We start from the raw sequence: 21,293 nt of genomic DNA on the forward strand, positions 1-21,293 counted from the left end.
GCATGGCCCGATTCCCCCTGAGTGAGCGCTGGTATCGCTGGAGCGCCGCCCACGCGGTCGGAATCGACCGTGTCGTGGCGGCGCTCCTGTCGTTGGTCTGCTTGGCGGCCGCGGCCGGCGGCGGGGGCCTGGACGCGCTGGTGGTCTCGCTCGGCATGACGGTGCCACTGGCCTGGCGGCGGTCGCACACGATCGTGTCCGGGTTCACCATCGCGGCCTTCGCAGTGGCGCATCTGGTGCTGATCCCGGACACGCTGCTGCCGAGTGTCATCGCGGTGCCCATCGCGCTGTACGCGTTCGCCGCGTACACGCCGCGGTGGAGCAGCTACACGGCGCTGCTGATCGCGATCTTCGGTGCTTCCGCCGGTGGGCTCGAGTACTTCGCCTACGAGGGGCGCGGCTGGGAGGAAGCCGTGATCACGTCGACCTTCCTCGTCGTGTTCGTGCTCGCGGTGTGGGCGTTCGGTGATCTGCGCCGGGTCCGTCTCAAGGAGATCGAGGGCCTCACCGAACGGGCCCGGCTGCTCGAACTCGAACGCGCCCAGGAAGCCGAACTCGCGGCCCTCGGCGAGCGCACCCGGATCGCGCGGGAAATGCACGACATCGTCGCGCACTCCCTGACCGTCGTCATCGCGCAGGCGGACGGTGGCCGCTACGGCGCCGCGAAGGACCCGCAGGCCGCGATCGACGCGCTCGAGACGATTGCGTCGACGGGGCGGCAGGCCCTGACGGACATGAGGGCGCTGCTGTCGGTGCTGCGCGAGGACCGGCCACGAGAGTTCTCGGCCATGCCGGGCGTCGGCGACATCGAGGGACTCGTCGCCGAACTGCGGCGCGGCGGCCTGGACGTCGCCCTGACCGTCGCGGGCGAACCGCGAGAACTGTCCACCGGCGCCGGTCTCACCGCGTACCGGATCGTGCAGGAGTCGCTCACGAACGTGCTCAAGCACGCCGGCCCGGGTGCACAGGCGCGGGTGGACGTGAAGTGGGAGGAGCGGGAACTCGAACTCGTCGTCACCGACGACGGCCGTGGCGGCGCCGCCGCGCTGATCGAGCCGTCCCCCGGCGGCCAGGGCGTGATCGGGATGACCGAGCGCGCCAAACTGCACGGCGGACGACTGGCCGCCGGTCCCGTGTCCGGCGGCGGCTACCGGGTGCACGGCCTGCTGCCGTACGCCGCGCCCTAGGCTGGACGACATGATCCGTGTGGCCCTCGTCGACGACCAACAGCTCGTGCGGGCAGGTTTCCGCATGGTGATCGACTCGCAACCCGACCTCACGGTGGTGCTCGAGGCATCCGACGGCGCTGTGGGGCTGGCCGAGTTGTCGAGCACACCCGCCGACGTCGTGTTGATGGACGTGCAGATGCCGCACATGGACGGCATCGAGGCCACCCGTCAGCTCACCGCGCGTGACGACTCGCCGAAGGTGGTGGTGCTCACCACGTTCGAGAACGACGAGTACGTCATGTCGGCGATCAGCGCCGGCGCCAGCGGCTTCCTGCTCAAGGACGTGCCGCCCGAGGAACTGCTCGACGCGATCCGCACCGTGCACCGCGGCGACGCCGTCATCGAGGCCCGCTCCACCCGGAAGTTGTTGCAGCACGTGGGGCCGATGTTGAGCGACTCGGCGGCGCCGTCACTGCCGGACGACATGACCCCGCGGGAGGTCGAGGTACTCGAGGCGATGGCCCACGGCCTGTCGAACTCCGAGATCGCGCAGAAGTTCGTGGTCTCCGAGGCGACGGTGAAAACCCATGTGGGGCGGGTCCTCTCGAAGACCGGTTCGCGCGATCGCGTCCAGGCCGTGGTCTACGCCTTCCAGGTCGGCCTGGTCCGGCCGCAGGATCTGCTCGGGTCCGACTGAACCGGCCTGTGCGGACTGGACACTCGGGCCGGTGGCCGCGCGAGTTCGAACGGGTACGGATGCCGACGTGATTCACCAGCGCAGTGTCCGACCCGGGTATGACGCACTTCGACGCCGAATCAGGCGAGGCAGAAAGCCTGTATACGAGTGACGACCTGTGGACGACAGCACTGTCCGGTCCCGAGTCGAGTGCGCGGATTTCCGTGCTCGGAGCCCGGAAGTGGGCGCCCGGGCTGATGGAGCGTCCTACTCCGGGATGACGTCGGCCCCACCGGAGATCGCTCCGTGCTCCGATGTGTCGGACCCCTGACCAGCCATAACGTCGGTTGCATGAGAATTGACGACCAGAAGGTGCGGGCGCGGGGCCTGACGAAGACGTACGGCAGCGGCGAGACCGCGGTCCACGCGCTGAGCGGGGTGGACGTCGACTTCGGCGCGGGTGCGTTCACCGCGATCATGGGCCCGTCGGGCTCGGGCAAGTCGACGCTGATGCACTGCCTTGCCGGACTCGACACCGCGACTGCGGGGACCGTCGAGGTGGGCGGCACCGAGATCACCCGGTTGGGGGACAGGGCGCTCACCGAACTGCGACGCGACCGGATCGGATTCGTGTTCCAGGCGTTCAACCTGCTGCCGGTGCTGTCCGCCGAGGAGAACATGCTGCTGCCCCTGCGGTTGGCGGGACGCCTGCCCGAGCAGGGGTGGCGCGACGAGGTGGTGCGGCGCCTGGGTCTGACCGACCGACTGGCGCACCGTCCCCACGAGTTGTCCGGAGGCCAGCAGCAGCGGGTCGCGGTGGCGCGGGCACTGCTGCCGCAGCCGGACGTGATCTTCGCGGACGAGCCCACCGGCAACCTCGACTCGCGGACCGGCGCTGAGGTGCTGGACCTGCTGCGTTCGAGTGTGCGTGAGACCGGTCAGACCGTGGTGATGGTGACGCACGATCCGGTGGCCGCGTCCTACGCGAACCGGGTGGTGTTGATCGCCGACGGCCGGATCGCCGGTGAGATCGACCGTCCCACCACCGATTCGGTGATCGAGACGATGCGCGCGCTCGGCGCCGACGACGTCAGCAGGGCGCACTGATGCGCGGGCTGGCCTGGGCGCAGATGCGTGCCCACGCGGGACGGTACGTCGCCTCGGCACTGGCGGTCGTGATCTCGGTGGCCTTCATCGTCGCGACCCTCACGTTGAACTCGACGCTCAAGGCAGGCGTGACGGATTCGTTGGCCGGCCAGTACGCGTCGTCGGACGTCGTGGTGACCGGCAGCGCCGACGTGGCCGCGCTGGCGGGGGTGCCGGGCGTGCGCGCGGTGAGCGAGGACGTCTCGGTGAGCGTGAAGGTGCGACGCGACGGCGAGTCCGCGGCGTGGGGATCCGCACAGTCCGTGTCGGACGATCCCACGCTGCGCTGGCAGACGCTGTCGGACGGGCGATTCCCCACCGGGCCGGGGGAAGTTGCGGTGGAGAAGGATTCGGGTGTTCCGCTCGGCGGCAGCATCACGGTCACGACGCTCGGCGGTGACAGGCAGGTCAGCGACACCGCGACGGTGGTCGGCCACATCGACCTGTCCGGCACGGCCCAGGGCATGGACGGCACCACGGTGTTCGCGACACCCGGACAGCTGCAGGCGTGGACGTCGGGCGGTGGCGCGCGGGAGGTCCGGATCGCGGGCGACGGCATCGTGACGCAGCAGCAGCTGGCCGACCGGGTCCGCGCGGCACTGCCCGCGGACGCGACGGTGGAGACCGCGGCCCGGCAGACGGAACTGGCGTCGCAGCAGTACCTCGGTGACTCCGATCTGCTCGCGAGTGTGCTGCTCGCGTTCGGCGCCATCGCGGTCGTCGTCGCGGGGTTGGTCATCGCGAACACGTTCGCGGTGCTCCTCGCGGCCCGCACCCAGGAACTGGCACTGCTGCGGTGTGTCGGCGCGACGGCCACGCAGGTGCGGCGCAGCGTGCGCGTCGAGGCCGCCGGGGTGGGCGCGGTCGCATCGGTGCTGGGCGTGGTGTTCGGCGTCACGACAGCCTGGGCGGTGGCCCGGATCGCCGCTGCGACCGATGCCCCGATCCCGTTGCGCGGGTTGGCCGTCACACCGGTGACGGTGATCGCCGGACTGGTCGTCGGCATCGCGATGACGATGATCGCGGCGTCGGCTCCCGGACGGGCCGCGACGCGCGTGTCCCCGCTGGCGGCGCTGCAGCCGCTCGAGTCGAAGCCCGAGGCCGTGGTGGTGTCGCGGGCCCGCCGGTTCCTCGGAACGCTCGGGCTGGCGGTGGGTGTGGGCATCCTCGCCGCCGGCGTGGCCACGGCGCAGGTTCTCGTGGCCTGCCTCGGTGGTCTGCTCACGTTCGTCGCGATCGTGCTGCTGAGTCAGCGGATCGTCCCGGCCGTGATCTCCCGTGTCGGTGCGGTGCTGGGCCGCTTCGGTGGCCCGGTCGGCATGCTCGCGGCGGGCAACGCCGGACGCAATCCCCGGCGCACCGCGGCAACCGCGACGGCGCTGCTGATCGGTGTGACCCTCACGAGCACGCTCGTCGTCGGCATCGCGGTGACCAAGGCGAGCGCTCCCGGCGCGGTCGACGACCAGTTCCCGGTGGACGTCAGCGTCACTACGCAGCAGGACGGGGGACTGCCGGCCGATCTCACCGACCGCGTGCGGGCGCTGGCCGGGGTGGAGGCGGCGGCCCCGCTCTCGGTCGCGGATCTGACCCTTCCGGACGGCCGCGCCCTCACGGTGTACGGCACGGACGTGCCGGCGGTACGTGCGGCCCTGCGCACCGACGTCGACCTGCCGGGCAGCCGGCAGCTGCTGGTGTCGGCCGACGACCGGGCCGGTCTCGGACTCGAATCCGGCGCGCAGGTGATGCTCGCGGGCAACGCGGGCCGGGGCGAGTTCACCGTCGGCGCGTCGGGGGACCTGCCCGCGATGCTCGATCAACGGGCGCTGGGGACCCTGTCGTCGCAGGCGAGTACCGAACAGCTGTGGATCCGGCTCGCCGACGGTCTCACCGACGACGAGCAGCGCGCAGTCCAGGACGAGATCGCCTCGCTCGCCGAGCAGTTGGCGCCGGGCAGCGAGGTCGGTGGCTCGCTCGTGATGCGGGCGACGCTCGACACGGTCCTGGACACCCTGCTGATGATCGTCGCGGGTCTGCTGTCGGTGGCGGTGGTGATCGCCCTGATCGGCGTCGGGAACACGATGGCGCTGTCGGTGCTCGAGCGCCGACGCGAGTCCGGGCTGCTCCGGGCGGTGGGCCTGACCCGTGCGGGCCTGCGGTCGCTGCTGCTGTGGGAGGCGGTGCTCATCGCGGGTGTCGCGTCGGCTCTCGGCGTCGTGCTGGGTCTCGCGTTCGGCATCACCGGATCGGCGTCGGTGTTCGGGTTCGACGACCTCGAACTCGGCACCCTGCCGTGGCTGACGCTGCTGCTGATCGTGCTGGGCGGCGGGGTGGCCGGGGTGATCGCCGCGATCCTGCCGGCGCGACGGGCGGCCCGTACCGCGCCCGTGGCCGCGCTGGCGTGAGGGCGGCTACCCGCCGAACCGAACGGTGACCTTCTCGGCGCCGACGCGACGTTCGATCGCGTCGGCGTCGGGATTGTTCACCTGCACCAGCGAGGCGCCCACCGCGAGGACCGACACGAGCCCGGCGATCAGTTCGTCGGGCGTCGTCCACGAACGGGTGGAGAGCACCCGATCGGAGCCGGTCACGTTGCCGGCGGCGGCTGCGGCGCGGGCCGCGGCGAGGACGTCGTCGACACTGCGGCCGTCGAGGGTCGCGGCGCCGGTTCCGGTGGGCCGGAACTGGTCCCCGTGCACCCGGACGCCCGTCGCGTAGTCGGTGATGCCGACCGGCAGGTCGGGCACGGGACGCCCGAACGCGTCGAGCGACAGGACCGCGACCTCGGGGACGTCGGCGACGTCGTCCAACCGGTCGATCGTCACGAGCGCGGCGTCCGCATCGGGATCGGCGTCGAGCGTCACCTCGAGCCCCGCCCACCAGGCGCCGAGCAGGACGGCGGCGGTCTGCCAGTGCGCGGGCAGCAGGACCGACACCCGCGCGCCGGGCATCAGCGCGAACTCGTCGGACAGGAGGTTCGCGGTCTTCGCCGCCCAGTTGGCGAGCGTGACCGCCGACAGTTCGATGCGCTCGCCGGTGGCGTCGTCGTAGTACGTGATCCGTGGGCCCGCCGGATCGGCGGCGAGGATCGGATCGAGCAGTGCGGTGGTCAGGTCGGTCACGGCGCCCATTCTGTCAGTTCACACAATGCGGGCCCTTGTTGCCGGCGTCGATCGCAGGCCCGGGCTCGACGGGGGTGGGGGAGGTGCCGGCGTCGGACACGCCACCGGACCCGGTCGACGAGGAGGAGCTCGGGGGGCTCGTGTAGTCGCCGGCGAGGACGACCCGGACCTCGCCCGACGCCAGCGACGAGTCCGACTCGATCGGCAGCCCGCCGAGCGTGACGGCGACGGCCTGGCCGGCCTTGCTGTCGGACTTGTTCGCGAACACCGTGCTGCGGCTCACGGACTTGCCGGTGTTGTTGCCGACGTCACCGAGCCCGAAGCCCTCGTTCTCGAGCGTGGCGGCGACACTCGACGCGAGACCGCTGATGCTGCTGTCGTTGGCGACGTCGACGGTCACCGAGGAGGTGTCGATGTCGGGCATCGTCGTCGGGGTCGTCGACGTGGTGGCGTCGTCCTCGGCCGGTTCCTGCCCGGCGAGTCCCGCCACGTACTTGCGGACCGCCTTGGGGTCGACCTGCACGATCGACTCGCCGTAGTCGGTCATCCCGTTGATGTCGACCACGGGGATCGTCTCGAAGCGCACCTTGCCGCCCGCGAGATCCTGTAGCTGTGTGGCGAATTCGATGATGTCCCAGTCGGAGTCGAGTACCACCGAGCGCTTGACGGCCGCACTCAGCTGGCTGAGTTTGCCCGGGCTCGTGAGGGTCTTCGCGCTGAGTACCTCGCGCACGAGGGACGCCATGAACACCTGCTGGCGGACGATGCGGTCGAGGTCGCCGCGCGGCAGGTTGTGCCGCTGGCGGACGAAGCTCAGTGCGTTCGGGCCCGACAGCGTCTGCTCGCCCGCGGGGAACTTCGCACCCGAGAGGGGTTCGTCCACAGCCGCGTTGAGGCACACGTCGACACCGCCGACGGCGTCGGTCAGCAGCACGAAGCCCAGCAGGCCGATCTCGGCGTAGTGGTCGACGGTGACTCCTGTGAGGTTCGCCACCGACTTGATGAGCGCCTCGCGGCCGGCCTGGCTGGACTCCTTCTCGGCGGTCTTCTCGGATTCGCCGTCCTCGATCAGCTTCTGGCGCTCGGTTTCCTTCGTGGCGCCGTACGCGGCGTTGATCTTCGACTTCCCGATACCGGGTACGTCGACGTACGCGTCGCGCGGGATCGATATCGCGGTCGCGGAACTGCCGTCGTTGGGGACGCGGACGAGAATGATGGTGTCGGTGTTGGAGGCGATCTCCTCGCCCGCGCGCAGCGAGTCGAGTTCCGCCTGGCTCAACGGATTGCCGTGGGCGTCGGTGCGGCTGTCGGTGCCGACGAGCAGGATGTCGACGGCGCCGTCCTTGGTGCCGCCGAGTCCGAGGCCACCGATCGTGGCGAGGTTCGAGCGCAGCGAATCGACACTGCGCCAGGCGAATCCGGTGATCACGAGAACGAGGACCGCGACGACCGCCACTGCGATCTGGATGCGGGAGAGCGGGTTCTGCGCTCGCGGCACCCTCCGTGCAGTGGGCTCGTGTGGCACGCGTCGGCCTCCATGACGGTCGGTACTCATACTGTCGACAAGGCTACTGGTGATTCCGCTTCGACAGGGCATGGCGGCGCTCGGCGTGCCAGACTCGCTCCCTGTGCGAAGGATTCTGGTGACGGGTGCGCGGGGGCAACTCGGCGGTCGATTGGTGCGGTGCGCCGAGGCTGCCGGCCTGCCGGTGGACGGTGTCGGTTCGGCTGAGCTGGACATCACCGACGCCGGTGCCGTCGATTCGTGGGTGGCTCCCGGCGCCGTCGTCGTGAACTGCGCGGCGTACACGGCGGTCGACGCCGCCGAGTCGGACGAGGCGGCAGCGACCGCGGTCAACGAGATCGGGGCCCGCAATCTCGCGTCGGCGTGCTCGCGGGCGGGTGCGGATCTCATCCACGTCTCCACCGACTACGTGTTCTCGGGCGATCGCAAGGGCGACGGTGCCGCGCCGTACGAGCCGGGCGACCCGACGGGTCCGCGGACCGTCTACGGGCGGACCAAGCTGGCGGGTGAGCTCGCGATCCGCGAGGTGCTTCCCGACGCGCAGATCGTCCGGACGGCGTGGGTGTACACCGGAACCGGCACCGACTTCGTCGCGACGATGCTGCGGCTCGAGCAGGAGAAGGACACCGTCGCGGTCGTCGACGACCAGGTGGGTTCGCCGACGTACTCCGAGGATCTGGCCGCCGGTCTTCTCGAACTGGCGCGCGTCGGCGGGCCACGCGGCGCGACGCTGCACGCCACCAATGCGGGCAGCGCGACGTGGTTCGACCTGGCGCGCGCGGTGTTCGCCGGTGTGGGGGCCGATCCCGAGCGGGTTCGTCCGTGCACCAGCGCCGAGTTCGTGCGCCCGGCACCGCGACCGGCCTATTCCGTGTTGTCTGCGCGCGCCTGGGAAGCGGCCGGCCTGACGCCGCTGCGCCCCTGGCAGGACGCGCTCGCCGACGCGCTGGCGCAGCGTCGATGAGGACGATACGGGCACGCGGGCTAGGCTTGCCCGCGTGAGTTCGCAGCTGGCCGTGGTGACGGTGACCTACTCGCCGGGCGAGCACCTGGAACATTTTCTGAGCACGCTGGCCGATGCGACGGTCGAGAACCCGCAGGTCATTCTCGCCGACAACGGTTCGACGGACGGCGCCCCCGAGGCCGCGGCAGCAGCTCACGATCATGTCCGGTTGCTTCGTACCGGCGGCAATATCGGCTACGGCGGCGCGATCAATCGCGCGGTCGCCGAGATCGACCCCGACATCGAGTTCGTCGTGGTCGTCAACCCCGACGTGCGGTGGTCGCCGGGGTCGATCGACGAGCTGCTCGCGGCCGCGGAGCGTTGGCCGCGCGCCGGCGCCCTGGGCCCGATGGTTCGCGAGCCCGACGGCAGCATCTACCCGTCCGCCCGCCGGGTCCCGGACCTGGTCTCGGGCGCCGGGCACGCGGTGCTGGGATCGGTGTGGCCGTCGAATCCGTGGACGCTGCGGTACCGACAGGAGAACGAGACGATCACCGAACGGCCGGCGGGTTGGTTGTCCGGCTCGTGCCTGCTGATGCGGCGGTCCGCGTTCGATTCGGTGGACGGGTTCGACTCGCGCTACTTCATGTACATGGAGGACGTCGACCTCGGAGACCGGCTGGGACGGGCGGGCTGGCTCAACGTCTTCGTCCCCTCGGCCGAGGTCACCCACGCCAAGGGGCATGCGGCCGGCAAGCATCCCGAACTGATGCTGCCCGCGCACCACGAGAGCGCCTATCGCTTCCAGGCCGACCGGCATCCGCTGTGGTGGCAGGCGCCGCTGCGGTGGGCACTGCGGGGCGGGCTGGCACTGCGTTCGAAGCTGGCGGTTGCGGCAGCCGTCCGCCAGCGCACGGGACGCGAGGACGAAGAGATCGAGACAGAGGGGAAAGCATGACACTCGCTGCGGAGACCGATGCCGTAATCCTGGTGGGAGGCCAGGGGACCAGGCTGCGTCCCCTGACCTTGTCGGCGCCCAAGCCGATGCTCCCCACGGCGGGAGTTCCGTTCCTGACGCATCTGCTGGCGCGGATCAAGCAGGCCGGCATCACGCACGTGGTCCTGGGGACGTCGTTCAAGGCGGAGGTGTTCGAGGAGCACTTCGGCGACGGCAGCGATCTCGGACTCGAGATCGAGTACGTCACCGAGGTGGAGCCGATGGGCACGGGCGGCGGCATCCGCAACGTCCTGCCGAGTCTGCGCGCCGACAACATCATGGTCTTCAACGGCGACGTCCTGGGCGGCACCGACCTGTCCGCGGTCCTCGACACGCACGAGCGCACCAACGCCGACGTCACCCTGCACCTCGTGCGGGTGGGTGATCCGCGCGCGTTCGGTTGCGTCCCCACCGACGAGGACGGCCGGGTCAAGGCGTTCCTCGAGAAGACGCAGGATCCGCCGACCGATCAGATCAACGCGGGTTGCTACGTCTTCCGCCGCGAGATCATCGAGAAGATCCCGTCGGATCGTCCGGTGTCGGTCGAGCGCGAGGTGTTCCCGGCCCTGCTCGCCGACGGCGCGCGCGTGTTCGGCCACGTCGACATGTCGTACTGGCGTGACATGGGCACACCGGACGACTTCGTCCGCGGTTCCGCGGACCTCGTGCGCGGCATCGCGCCGTCGCCGGCGCTCGACGGCCCGCGCGGTGAGTCGCTCGTGCACCCCGGTGCCGGGGTGGCGCCGGGTGCGCTGCTGATCGGCGGCACCGTCGTCGGCCGCGGGGCCGAGGTCGGCGCCGGCGCGCGGCTGGACGGCGCCGTGCTGTTCGACGGCGCCCAGGTCGAGGCCGGTGCGGTGGTCGAGCGGTCCATCATCGGGTTCGGTGCCCGCATCGGTCCGCGTGCGCTGATCCGCGACGCCGTGATCGGCGACGGCGCCGACGTCGGTGCGCGGTGTGAGCTGATCGGTGGGGCGCGGGTGTGGCCCGGAGTGAAGCTGCCCGACGGTGGAGTGCGGTTCAGCACCGACGTGTGATTGCGCACGCAGCCGGCTTCCTTAGCGTTGCTACTGAAATACTGGGGGCATGTTGTCGCAGGAACCCGTCTTCCACAGGTACGTCGCCCTCGGCGACTCGTTCACGGAGGGCGTCGGCGATCCCGACGCCACCCGACCCAACGGGTTGCGGGGCTGGGCCGACCGGGTTGCGGAGGAACTTGCCACGCGCAGTGCCGACTTCGGATACGCGAATCTCGCGGTTCGGGGTCGGCTGCTGGGCCCCATCGTCGACGAGCAGATCGACGCCGCCGTCGCGCTCGAGCCGGACCTGGTGACGATCTACGCGGGCGGCAACGACTTCATGCGGCCCAAGATCGACATCGACGCGCTGGTCGCGCGATACGACGAGGCCATCGGCAAACTCGCCGCGACCGGCGCGAAGGTGCTGGTCTGGACCGCGTACGACGCGGGCTGGGCCGCGGTGTTCGGCAAGCTGCGCGGCCGTTCCGCGATCTACAACGAACTGGTGCGCGAGGTTGCCGATCGGCACGGGGCGCAGATCGTCGACTTCTGGCGTTTCGACGAGTACCGCGACCTGCGGATGTGGGACTGGGACCGACTGCACATGTCGACCGCCGGCCACCAGAACATGGCGATCAGGGTTCTGCAGACCCTGGGCGTCGAGCACCACATCGTGATGGATTCGCTGGGTCCCGAGCTGCCCACCGACAAGGCGGCACAGCGCGAGGCCGACCGTCGCTGGCGTCGGGAGTTCCTCCTCCCGTGGATCGGGCGCCGGGTGCGCGGCACGTCGTCGGGCGACGGCGTCACGGCGAAACGGCCCACGCTCGCCCCGATCCGGTAGCGCCCGGGGCCGATCTCCCGCTGTCCGAGAAACGGCATCCGGCGCCGGGACGCACTTCCGTAGGTTCGGGGCCGCAGTACAGCTCCACTCCTACGGAAGAGGCATTCCATGAAGATCCTGATCGTCGGCGGCACCGGCATGATCGGCGCCCACACGGCACTGCACCTGCGCGAGGCCGGCAACGACGTCACCGTCGCGGCCCGTAACCCGCTGGCCGACGACTCGCCGGTGCGCGACTTCCCGGTGCTGCTGGGTGATTACACGGAGCAGACGTTCACCGCGGCGCAGCTGGCCCCGTACGAGGGCATCGTGTTCGCCGCGGGCCAGGACATCCGCCACATGGGGCGCGGTGTCGACGAAGCCGAGTTCTGGGAGAAGACGCAGACCGGCGGCGTACCGCGCTTCGCGGCGCTCGCCAAGGAGGCGGGTGTCTCCCGTTTCGTCCAGGTCGGCAGCTACTACCACCACCTGCACCCGGAGTACGCCGAGACGATGCCGTACGTCGCGGCCCGCAAGGCTGCGGACGAGGGAGCCCGCGCCCTCGCCGACGAGAACTTCAACGTCTCGACGCTGAACCCGCCGTCGATCCTCGGCGCCATCTCCGGGGTGTCCGCCAAGCGCTACCGCAAGCTGTTCTCGTGGGCCGCGGGCAACGAGCCGGGCATTCCCGACTTCGCCCCCGCCGGCGGCACCAACTACATGTCGGCGCACTCGCTCGCCGAGGCGATCGGGGGTGCGCTGCAGAACGCCGAGTCCGGCAAGGCGTACCTGATCGGCGATCAGAACCTCACCTTCACCGAGTACTTCCAGCTGCTCGTCGACGCCGCGGGTGGCAACCGCGTCATCGAGGAGCGCAACGAGGAACACCCGCTGCTCCCGGACGGCTTCATCGTCCAGGGGCGCGGCAACGTCATCGCCTACGAGCCGGATCCGGCCGACGTCGAACTGCTCGGCTTCACCCGCAACGACTGCGCGCGGGCGATCGCCGAGATGTACGAGATCGTGCAGGCGGCAGTCGCCAACTGATTCGACGACGAGGGCCGGTCCCGTTGGGGGACCGGCCCTTTCGTGTCCCGGGAGGGAGCGAACTCAGCGGGAGTGCGCCAGCCGCACCAGGTGGTCGATCGTGTCCTTCTCGGCGCCCTCGGGCAGATCGTCGACCGGCCACCAGCGCAGGTCCTGCGACTCGTCGCTGATCGTGATCGGCGCTCCCTCCGGTGCCCGGACGAGGAACCGCAGATCCAGATGCCGCGTCGGTACGCCCAGCGAGCACGTGATGGGGTGCGTGTGCGCCGACAGCAGCCGCGGATCGATCCGCAGGCCCTCGATGCCCGACTCCTCCCGCGCCTCCCGCAGCGCCGCCGCGACGACCGTCTCGTCGTCGGGCTCGCAGTGCCCGCCGAGCTGGATCCACCGGCCCACCCGCGGGTGCAGCGTCAGCAGGACGTGGCAGCCGCCCTCGTCCAGGACGAGCGACGACGCGGTGATGTGACCCGGCACGTGCGCGCGCAGGCAGCCGTCCGGTGCGGAGTCGAGGAACGCGAGCATCGTGTGCCGCAACGACTCCGCGCCGTCGGAGTCGGTCTCCCAGTTCTGCAGTACGTCGCGGGCGGACGCGTGTAGTGACCGCGCCGACATCTACAGCTCCACGAGGGCATCGCCCGGCGTGGCCGGCTCGCGGGGACCCAGTGCTTCCACCGGATGCCCCACCGCGATCGCACCCAGCGGCTGCCACTCGGCGGGCAGATCGAGTTCGGCCCGGACGGTATCGGCCGCGAAGATCGTCGACCCGATCCAACAGCTGCCGATGCCGCGGGTCGCCAGCGACACCAACAGACCCTGCACCGCCGCACCGGCTGCAACCGTGAACATCGTCGACTCGGCCCGGGTGCGGCGCTCGTCCGGGTACTCGTGCACCCCGTCGGGCACGCAGAACGGGATCACGACCTCGGGCGCGCGGAAGAGGATGTCGCCGCGGCCCACTCGTCGCTCGATCCGCTCGGCGTCGAGGCCGTCGGCGGCAAGGTCGTCGCGCCAACGCTGCTGCATGGCGTCGAGCAGGCGCTTGCGGACAGCGGGGCTGCGCAGCCACACGAAACGCACCGGCCGGGTGTGGTGCGGTGCGGGCGCGGTCAGCGCCTCCGCGATCGAGTCCCGCAGGGCGTCGGGATCGACGAGGTCGTCGGAGAACTCGCGCACCGACCGGCGCAACAGCAGCGCCTCCCGACGACCCATCTCCACCGACTCCGCGGTGCCGAGCCAGAACAGGTCCTCGGGCCCGCGGCGGATCAGTTTCTCGGCAGCCGAACCGTCGTCGCTCAGGCCCAGTCCGCGGACGACCGCGACGGGGACGCCGCCGAGCTTGCCCTTGACGAGATCACCGGCCGCGGCGATCTCGTCGGCGACCGCGACCTCGGTGACGAACAGCTCGTTGCCCTGGCTGTCGACCGCACCGGCGTAGGCGTGCAGGACGGGGATGCCCGAGGCCCCGATCGCGGCGTCGATCTGGCCGATCCGCCACGCGCGGCCCATCGTGTCGGTCACCACCACCGCAACGTCGACACCCAGCCGAGACGCGATGTCGGCGCGCAGCTTTCGGGCACTGCCGTCCGGATCCTCCGGCAGCAGAGCCAGTTCGGCGCCGTCGACGTTGGAACCGTCGATGCCCGACGCGGCCTGCACGATGCCGAGTCGGTTCTCGGTGATGAGCGTGCGCCCCTTGCGGGCCACCACCCGGACCGCCTCCTGGTCGACGAGGCGCCGGCGCGCAGCGTCTCGCTCGTCGGGATCCGTGGGAGAGGCCACGACCCGCCCCTCGACCTTCGAGAACACCTTGCTGGTCACGACGAGCACGTCGCCGTCGGCGAGCCACGGTGCCGCCTCGACGATCGCGCCGGCCAGGTCGTCCCCCGGTCGGAACTCGGGAAGCCCTGGGACGGGCAGGATCTCGACGGCTCGTCCGGCGCCGTGGTCGCGCACCGTCACAGGCTCACTCCGGCCACGTCGAACGCGGCCCGCACCATCTCGGCGGTCGTCTCGGGATCGCTCATGATCAGCGGCACGCTGCGGACCGCGACCCCGGGGACGTCGGCCTCGTCGGTCGAGTGGACCAGCCAGCCGTCGAGGATGCCGGTACCGGAACGCGCCCCGTAGTGACGCCCGATCGCCTCGGCGGAGGTCTCCACTCCGATCACCTCGAGGCACTCGTCGGCCATGCCCCGCAACGGCTTTCCGCCGATGATGGGGGACAGGCCCACGATCTTGGCCTGGGTGGTGCGGAGCGCACCCCGGATCCCGGGGACGGCCAGGACGGCGCCGATGCTGACGACGGGGTTCGACGGCGCCAGCAGGACGATGTCCGCGGACTCGATCGCCTCGAGCACCCCGGGCGCCGGCTTCGCCTGCTCCGCACCGACGTACGCGAAGCTGTGCGTGGGAACCTGGGCGCGGTACCGGACCCACCACTCCTGGAAGTGGATCGCCTTCTGCTGCTCCCCGGTCGGATCCTCCGGATCGCTGATGACGACGTGGGTCTCGCTGCGATCGTCGCTGACCGGCAACAGGGAAACTCCTGGCTGCCAACGCTTGCACAGCGCCTCGGTGACGGCCGAGAGCGGGTAGCCGACCCGCAGCATCTGGCTGCGGATCAGGTGCGTGGCGATGTCGCGATCGCCGAGTCCGAACCAGTCGGGCTGGGCGCCGTAGGCCGCGAGTTCCTCTTTGGCATTCCAGGTTTCGCCGATATGACCCCAGCCGCGTTCCGGGTCGATGCCCCCGCCGAGGGTGTACATGCACGTGTCGAGATCGGGACAGATGCGCAGCCCGTGCATCCAGACGTCGTCGCCCACGTTGACGATCGCCGTGATCTCGTGATCGGACGACCCGTCGGGCCCCGACGAGTCGTCGCCCAGCAGATTTCGAACACCTTGGAGGAAACGGGCCCCTCCGACGCCGCCAACCAATACAGTCACCTTCACAACCCGAAGCCTATGCGTTGTCGCTCAGTGCTGATCGAGGCTGTCTCATCGAACCGGGTTGTACCACGCTGTGCGACGGGGTGCGGATAGTAAACGACTTTTCCCGTTCGGCTTGACCCGACACGCCAGGGCATGTCTAATCACATGTATGTCATTCCAGGTTCGAGGGGCGAGTTCACTTGGAGCGGCTGTCGGCTCGAACCATGGTTCGAGCTGTTGCGCGGGTAGCCCTCGAGGCGAGAACGGCACGAAGTGTTTTTCGAGATCGATCGACTAATTCTGCGCTAGAACACAGGTGGGGAGGCGGAGCGATGCAGTACCAACAGTACGAGTACCGGCAGTATGAGTTCGACACTCCTCTGAGCGTGGTCGACGACGAGCCGCGGGCCGATTCCGATGCGGGCGATTCTTCGGGCGTCGGCGCCGAGTTCGAACTCGGGGTGACCGTTCCTCAGCTCAGTCTGATCCCGGGTATCGACGCGATGCTCGATCCGGCAGAGGAACAGTGGCAGGACCGCGCCCTGTGCGCGCAGACCGACCCCGAGGCGTTCTTCCCCGAGAAGGGTGGTTCCACCCGCGAGGCCAAGCGCATCTGCCTCGGGTGCGAGGTTCGTGGCGAGTGCCTCGAATACGCGCTCGCCAACGACGAGCGTTTCGGTATCTGGGGTGGACTGTCGGAGCGTGAGCGCCGGCGCCTCAAGCGCGGCATCATCTGACGATTCGAAACTGCGTCTCGCTACTCGTCGGCCCCCGGTAGATCGGGGTCGATCACCTCAGGGTCCACGCCCAGATACGTGGACACCTGCTCCACCAGGACGTCGTGCACCAAGTCCTCGAGGTCGTGAGGATCCTTGGCGCGCAATTCGATCGGGCGTCGGAACAGAACGATGCGTGCCCGCGTCGCCGTGCCGCGCCGATCGATGCCCGCGGGGATGAGCCGTGACAACGGCACCGGCCCGTCGGCAACCACTTCGGGCGGCCAGTTCACCGAGTCCGGGTCGATGGCCCGAATCCGCGGCACGTCGTCGACCGCGATGTCGAGCTTGGTGAGCCGATCGTGCCATCGAGCGTCGATCGGCTCGAAAGCTCCCAGCACCAACTGATCGAACTTCTCCGCGCGTGTGCGCGCGGCCGGCAGATCCGGCGGGAACAGCGGTCCCCGGATGCCGCGGCCCCGGCGCGCGACCGAACGCGACGTCAAGGGGCGGGGGCGACGGGATCTGGCCATGCCGTGGAGATTACCGCGACCGCGGCCACGCACCTTCGGACGCCACCGGTGACCTACGGCACGGCCCGCACGGGGGCTCGGTAATCGGTCCCTCGGTGTGTCCGAGTATGCCAACCGGACACTTGGGGTTAGTCTCCTTGCTTGTGAGATCACTGCGTCGATGCTGCCGACCTGGGTGCAAGAACCCTGCTGTCGCCACCTTGACGTACGTGTACTCGGACTCCACCGCCGTGGTGGGTCCCCTGGCCACCGTGGCCGAGCCGCATTCGTGGGACCTGTGCGAGACCCACGCGTCGCGCATCACCGCCCCGAAGGGCTGGGAACTGGTTCGTTACGAGGGCGGCTTCTCGTCCAGCACCCCGGACGAGGACGACCTCACCGCGCTGGCCGAGGCGGTCCGCGAGGCAGGTCTGGGCGAGCGTCCCCGCACCGACGACGGCTCGCCGGAATCCCGTGCCGGCACATCGACGCCGTCGGCATCGCCCATCGTGCGTACCGGTCGGCGCGGTCACCTGCGCGTGTTACCCGACCCCGCGAACTGATCGGTCCGAGCGCGCGATCCTGCCCTCGGTCGACCCTGCCGTAACTCCTCTCGAACGCGTGCCACCTGCCCGGCGCTGCCGCTCAGGAGGCGGACTCGGCACAGTCCACACTAGGCTCGGTGATCGACCCGGTGGACGACTCGGTCCGACGAGCAGCGTCTGTCGCATCTACGAACAGCAGGAGTAACCAGCAGTGGCTCGATCTGTGGAATCCGTGAATGCCGTGATCAAGGCCTACGACGTGCGTGGTGTCGTCGGCGAGCAGATCGATGCCGACTTCGTCCGCGACGTGGGCGCCTCGTTCGCCCGGCTGGTACACGACGAGGCGGCCGGCGGCCGTCCGGTGACCCGCGTCGCGATCGGCCACGACATGCGCGAGTCGTCGCCCGAACTCTCGCAGGCGTTCGCGGACGGAGTCGTCGGGCAGGGTCTCGACGTCGTCCACATCGGGCTCGCGTCGACCGACCAGTTGTACTTCGCCTCGGGCATCCTGGACTGCCCCGGCGCGATGTTCACCGCGAGCCACAATCCCGCCGAGTACAACGGCATCAAACTGTGCCGCGCGGGCGCCAAGCCTGTCGGGCAGGACACCGGCCTCGCCGACATCGCCCGCGAGGTCGCCGAGGGGGTTCCCGCGTACGACGGGGACGCCGGGACCGTGTCCGAGCAGGATCTGCTCGCCGAGTACGCGAGCTTCGTCCGCGGCCTGGTGAACCTGGCCGAGCTGCGGTCGCTGACGATCGCCGTCGACGCCGGCAACGGCATGGGCGGCCACACCGTCCCCGCCGTGTTCGAACCGATGCCGGTCACGGTGCTCCCGCTGTACTTCGAGCTCGACGGCACCTTCCCCAACCACGAGGCGAATCCGCTGGATCCGGCCAACCTGGTCGATCTGCAGAAGTTCGTGCGTGAGACCGGCGCCGACATCGGCCTCGCTTTCGACGGCGATGCCGACCGGTGTTTCGTGGTCGACGAGAAGGGCAATCCGGTCTCGCCGTCGGCGGTGACGGCCCTCGTCGCCGATCGCGAACTCGCGAAGGAACCGGGCGCCACGATCATCCACAACCTCATCACGTCGCGTTTCGTGCCGGAGCTCGTCGAGAAGCTCGGGGGAACGGCGGTCCGCACCCGCGTCGGCCACTCGTTCATCAAGCAGCAGATGGCGGAGACCGGGGCAGTGTTCGGCGGCGAGCACTCCGCGCACTACTACTTCCGCGAGTTCTGGGGTGCCGACTCGGGCATGCTCGCCGCACTGCACGTCCTGGCCGCGCTCGGCGAGCAGGACCGGCCGCTGTCGGAGCTGATGGCGTCGTACGAGGCGTACGCGGCGTCCGGCGAGATCAACTCCACCGTCGCGGACGCGGCCGAGCGGACCGAGGCCGTCATAGCCCAGTTCGCGGACCGCACGGTTTCCGTGGACCGACTCGACGGCGTCACGGTCGACCTGGGGGACGGCGCATGGTTCAACCTGCGCGCCTCGAACACCGAGCCGCTGCTGCGCCTGAACGTCGAGGCCCGCACATCCGCCGACGTCGACGCGCTCGTCACCGAGATCCTCGAAACGGTCCGCGCCTAGAACGTCGATTGCTGGGATACTCGAGACACCTGGACTCGTCGGGGGGACAGGGGTGAGTGGGAGTTGAAAGGGAGGTGCGTTCGCGATGACAGCTCCGTCGTCTCTGGTCGATCTCGACGATGTCGACGCCCTGCTCGCCGCCGATGTCGACGGCACGCTCAGGTTCGCGGCGCTCGGCGGTGCGCAGATCCGCGCGACCGCGGCCGCGGTCCACGAGAACGCCCTGTCCCGCCTGCACGGGATGCAGCCACGCAGCGTCGTCCTCGTCAGCGGTGACGGCAGTGCGTCCCGGGCCGCGGAGCTCACCCAGGCCGCGGTCGGCAACAGGGTCGGCGTCCCGGTGCTCGGGTCCGTCGGCACGCCGCCCTGGGTGGGGCCGCTCGACGTGGTCGTCGTCGCCGGCGACGACGCCGGCGATCCACGGCTCGTCGAGGCCGTCGACAGCGCGCTGCGGCGCGGTGCCGAGGTCGTCGTCGTCGCACCGGACGAGGGGCCGATGCGTGCCGCGGGTGCCGGGCGGGCACTGATTCTGCCGCCCCGCGTCGCGGTACCCGATCACCACGGTCTGCTCCGGTACCTCGCGGCCTTCCTGGCAGTCCTGGTCGCCGTCGAGGCCGAACGGTCGTCGAGGATCATCCCGGACCTCGATCGTCTCGCCGATGCGGTCGACGCCGAGGCCGTGCGAAACCATCCGTCGAACGAGGTCTTCCACAATCCTGCGAAGTCGCTGGCCGCGCGGATGCAGGGTCGTCGCGTCGTGCTGACCGGGGACTCCCGGACCACCGCGCTGGTGGCCCGGCACGGCAGCGAGACGCTACTGCGCGTCGGCGCCGGGGTGGCCGTGGCCACGGACCTGCCCGACGCCGTGAGCGGGGTGCGGACGTTCCCGGCGGCCGCCGCGGCCGGGTACGACCCGTTCTTCCACGACGAGGAACTCGACGGTCCGGCGCCGGCGCCGGCCGTGCGGGTGATCGTGCTCGCGTTCGACGCGAACCGGGCCGCAGTCGAGCGTCGGGTCGCGGCTCTTCCGGATGTGGACGTCGTCGTCGCCGACGGCAACGATGCCGTGCCGGATCTCTCCGCGTCCGGCCTTTCGGCGTCGGAGCTTTCGGTACCGGATCTTTCCGCGTCGGGGCCGCCGGGGTCGGGGGGCACCCGGACCGACCTGGAACAGCTGGCACTTCTCGTCGGCCGACTCGAGATGAGCGCGGCCTATCTACGTCTGATCGGTGGTAACTAGTGCGCCAACTCGAAGGGGCGCTCCGGTCGTACGCCTGGGGGTCACGGACCGCGCTCGCGGAACTGAGCGGCCGTCCGAGCCCCAGCGCGCACCCGGAGGCGGAGCTGTGGCTGGGAGCGCATCCGGGCGATCCCGCGCACGTGATCGAGGACAGCGGGAGCCGTTCGCTGCGCGACGTGATCGACGCGGCGCCGCTGTCGGAGTTGGGCGAGCGCAGCGTCGCGGAGTTCGGTGAGCGCCTGCCGTTCCTGCTGAAGGTGCTGGCCGCCGAGGAACCGTTGTCGTTGCAGGCCCATCCCAGCGCCGAGCAGGCCCGGGAGGGATTCGCGCGGGAGGACGCGGCGGGGATCCCCGTGGACTCGGCGGAACGCAACTACCGCGACGCGAGCCACAAACCGGAGCTCGTCGTCGCGCTCACCAGATTCGAGGCGCTGGCCGGATTTCGGGATCCGCACCGAACCGTGCGGTTCCTCCGGGCGCTCGACGTCGCCCAGCTCGAACCGTACGTGGGGTTGCTGGCCGGTCAGCCGGACCCGGACGGCCTGCGGGCGCTGTTCACGACGTGGATCACGCTGCCCTCGCCGGCACTGTCGGCGCTGCTGCCGCCCGTGCTCGACGGCTGCGTCGAGTACCTGTCGCGCACCGATGCGGCCGAGGCCGAGTTCGCCCCCGAGGCACGCACCGCGCTCGAGCTGAGCGAGGGCTACCCGGGCGACGCCGGCGTGCTCGCCGCGCTGCTGCTCAACCGCATCACCCTCGAACCGGGACAGGGTCTGTTCCTCGCGGCCGGGAATCTGCACGCGTACCTGCACGGAACCGCCGTCGAGATCATGGCGAACTCCGACAACGTGCTGCGCGGCGGGCTCACCCCCAAGCATGTGGACGTTCCGGAACTGCTGCGTGTGCTCGATTTCGACTCGGTCGACGTCCCGTTGCTGGCGCCGGCTCCCACGGGCAGGGTCGGCGAGGTCGCGTACGCGACGCCGGCACCCGAGTTCGTGCTGACCCGCATCGACCTGGACGCGTCGGACGCGGAATCGGGGGTGGCCGCGACGATCGAACCCGACGGGCCGCAGATCCTGCTGTGCACGTCGGGGGCGGCCAAGCTCGGATGCGGCGCGCAGTCCCTCGTCCTCGAGCGCGGCGGTGCGGCGTGGATCTCCGCGTCGGACAACGAGATCCACATCCAGGCGTGCGCCGACGACACCCAGATCTTCCGGGCCGGCGTGGGCGTCTGACATCCCGGCCGCTGGGGTGATTCGCGACGACCCGGAGCCCTACCGCACCACGGC

The 21,293-nt window shown here is 70.3% G+C and carries 20 protein-coding genes; 14 read left to right on the plus strand and 6 right to left on the minus strand.

Going from position 1 to position 21,293, the window contains the following annotated elements:
* Positions 1-2: 2 nt before the first annotated feature.
* From ABEU20_RS16345 to ABEU20_RS16360, 4 genes are all read left to right on the plus strand, one after another.
* Positions 3-1,187 carry a sensor histidine kinase gene (locus tag ABEU20_RS16345; protein WP_420165431.1) on the plus strand — a complete coding sequence of 395 codons (1,185 nt, stop codon included), beginning with the start codon at positions 3-5 and terminating at the stop codon, positions 1,185-1,187.
* A gap of 10 nt (positions 1,188-1,197) precedes the next feature.
* Positions 1,198-1,866, plus strand: coding sequence for a response regulator (locus ABEU20_RS16350; protein ID WP_420165432.1), 669 nt, complete (start codon positions 1,198-1,200; stop codon positions 1,864-1,866).
* A 330-nt stretch (positions 1,867-2,196) separates the two neighbouring features.
* Positions 2,197-2,952 carry an ABC transporter ATP-binding protein gene (locus ABEU20_RS16355; protein ID WP_420165433.1) on the plus strand — a complete coding sequence of 252 codons (756 nt, stop codon included), beginning with the start codon at positions 2,197-2,199 and terminating at the stop codon, positions 2,950-2,952.
* Positions 2,952-5,393: an ABC transporter permease gene (locus ABEU20_RS16360; RefSeq protein WP_420165434.1), complete on the plus strand. Its 2,442-nt coding sequence runs from the start codon at positions 2,952-2,954 to the stop codon at positions 5,391-5,393. Before ABEU20_RS16355 ends, ABEU20_RS16360 begins: the two co-directional genes overlap by 1 nt.
* Positions 5,394-5,399: 6 nt before the next feature.
* On the opposite strand, the gene ABEU20_RS16365 is transcribed toward ABEU20_RS16360, so the two are convergent.
* Positions 5,400-6,119 (minus strand): TIGR03089 family protein, encoded by a 720-nt coding sequence (locus tag ABEU20_RS16365; protein ID WP_420165435.1) that lies wholly within the window; start codon positions 6,117-6,119, stop codon positions 5,400-5,402.
* 4 nt (positions 6,120-6,123) lie between these two features.
* Positions 6,124-7,635, minus strand: coding sequence for an LCP family protein (locus ABEU20_RS16370; protein WP_420165436.1), 1,512 nt, complete (start codon positions 7,633-7,635; stop codon positions 6,124-6,126).
* A gap of 70 nt (positions 7,636-7,705) precedes the next feature.
* On the opposite strand from ABEU20_RS16370, the gene rfbD reads away from it, so the two are divergent.
* The 5 genes from rfbD to ABEU20_RS16395 all read left to right on the plus strand — a co-directional run bounded on the left by rfbD (position 7,706) and on the right by ABEU20_RS16395 (position 12,464).
* Positions 7,706-8,599: a dTDP-4-dehydrorhamnose reductase gene (gene rfbD, locus ABEU20_RS16375; protein WP_420165571.1), complete on the plus strand. Its 894-nt coding sequence runs from the start codon at positions 7,706-7,708 to the stop codon at positions 8,597-8,599.
* A 34-nt stretch (positions 8,600-8,633) separates the two neighbouring features.
* Positions 8,634-9,536, plus strand: coding sequence for a glycosyltransferase family 2 protein (locus ABEU20_RS16380; protein ID WP_420165437.1), 903 nt, complete (start codon positions 8,634-8,636; stop codon positions 9,534-9,536).
* Complete coding sequence (manB, locus tag ABEU20_RS16385; protein ID WP_420165438.1) at positions 9,533-10,612, plus strand: mannose-1-phosphate guanylyltransferase; 1,080 nt, start codon at positions 9,533-9,535, stop codon at positions 10,610-10,612. The genes ABEU20_RS16380 and manB overlap by 4 nt, the downstream gene beginning before the upstream one ends.
* 49 nt (positions 10,613-10,661) lie before the next feature.
* The gene (locus ABEU20_RS16390) at positions 10,662-11,438 is read left to right on the plus strand and encodes an SGNH/GDSL hydrolase family protein (protein ID WP_420165439.1); all 777 of its coding nucleotides are present in this window, start codon (positions 10,662-10,664) and stop codon (positions 11,436-11,438) included.
* A 108-nt stretch (positions 11,439-11,546) separates the two neighbouring features.
* On the plus strand, positions 11,547-12,464 hold the full coding sequence (locus tag ABEU20_RS16395; RefSeq protein ID WP_420165440.1) for an NAD-dependent epimerase/dehydratase family protein: 918 nt from the start codon (positions 11,547-11,549) through the stop codon (positions 12,462-12,464).
* 63 nt (positions 12,465-12,527) lie between these two features.
* Here ABEU20_RS16395 and ABEU20_RS16400 read toward each other — a convergent pair whose 3' ends face one another.
* From ABEU20_RS16400 to cofD, 3 genes are read right to left on the minus strand one after another with little or no spacing between them, the layout of a single operon-like run.
* The gene (locus ABEU20_RS16400; protein WP_420165441.1) at positions 12,528-13,076 is read right to left on the minus strand and encodes an NUDIX hydrolase; all 549 of its coding nucleotides are present in this window, start codon (positions 13,074-13,076) and stop codon (positions 12,528-12,530) included.
* The gene (locus tag ABEU20_RS16405) at positions 13,077-14,423 is read right to left on the minus strand and encodes a coenzyme F420-0:L-glutamate ligase (RefSeq protein WP_420165442.1); all 1,347 of its coding nucleotides are present in this window, start codon (positions 14,421-14,423) and stop codon (positions 13,077-13,079) included.
* Positions 14,420-15,415 carry a 2-phospho-L-lactate transferase gene (cofD, locus tag ABEU20_RS16410; RefSeq protein ID WP_420165443.1) on the minus strand — a complete coding sequence of 332 codons (996 nt, stop codon included), beginning with the start codon at positions 15,413-15,415 and terminating at the stop codon, positions 14,420-14,422. Before cofD ends, ABEU20_RS16405 begins: the two co-directional genes overlap by 4 nt.
* Positions 15,416-15,897: 482 nt before the next feature.
* On the opposite strand from cofD, the gene ABEU20_RS16415 reads away from it, so the two are divergent.
* Positions 15,898-16,131 (plus strand): WhiB family transcriptional regulator, encoded by a 234-nt coding sequence (locus tag ABEU20_RS16415; RefSeq protein ID WP_420165572.1) that lies wholly within the window; start codon positions 15,898-15,900, stop codon positions 16,129-16,131.
* A gap of 20 nt (positions 16,132-16,151) precedes the next feature.
* Here ABEU20_RS16415 and ABEU20_RS16420 read toward each other — a convergent pair whose 3' ends face one another.
* Positions 16,152-16,643, minus strand: coding sequence for a metallopeptidase family protein (locus tag ABEU20_RS16420; protein WP_420165444.1), 492 nt, complete (start codon positions 16,641-16,643; stop codon positions 16,152-16,154).
* A gap of 143 nt (positions 16,644-16,786) precedes the next feature.
* Here ABEU20_RS16420 and ABEU20_RS16425 point away from each other — a divergent pair, with 143 nt between their 5' ends.
* The 4 genes from ABEU20_RS16425 (at position 16,787) to manA (ending at position 21,239) form a co-directional block, all read left to right on the plus strand.
* Positions 16,787-17,185: a DUF3499 domain-containing protein gene (locus ABEU20_RS16425; protein ID WP_420165445.1), complete on the plus strand. Its 399-nt coding sequence runs from the start codon at positions 16,787-16,789 to the stop codon at positions 17,183-17,185.
* Between the two features lie 193 nt (positions 17,186-17,378).
* Entirely contained in the window at positions 17,379-18,761 is a 1,383-nt protein-coding gene (locus ABEU20_RS16430) for a phosphomannomutase/phosphoglucomutase (RefSeq protein WP_420165446.1), read from the plus strand.
* A gap of 85 nt (positions 18,762-18,846) precedes the next feature.
* The gene (locus ABEU20_RS16435; RefSeq protein WP_420165447.1) at positions 18,847-20,001 is read left to right on the plus strand and encodes a tobH protein; all 1,155 of its coding nucleotides are present in this window, start codon (positions 18,847-18,849) and stop codon (positions 19,999-20,001) included.
* Positions 20,001-21,239 (plus strand): mannose-6-phosphate isomerase, class I, encoded by a 1,239-nt coding sequence (gene manA / locus ABEU20_RS16440; RefSeq protein ID WP_420165448.1) that lies wholly within the window; start codon positions 20,001-20,003, stop codon positions 21,237-21,239. The genes ABEU20_RS16435 and manA overlap by 1 nt, the downstream gene beginning before the upstream one ends.
* The last annotated feature ends 54 nt before the right edge of the window (positions 21,240-21,293 follow it).

The organism is Rhodococcus parequi (assembly GCF_046042785.1).
GTDB lineage: Bacteria > Actinomycetota > Actinomycetes > Mycobacteriales > Mycobacteriaceae > Prescottella > Prescottella parequi.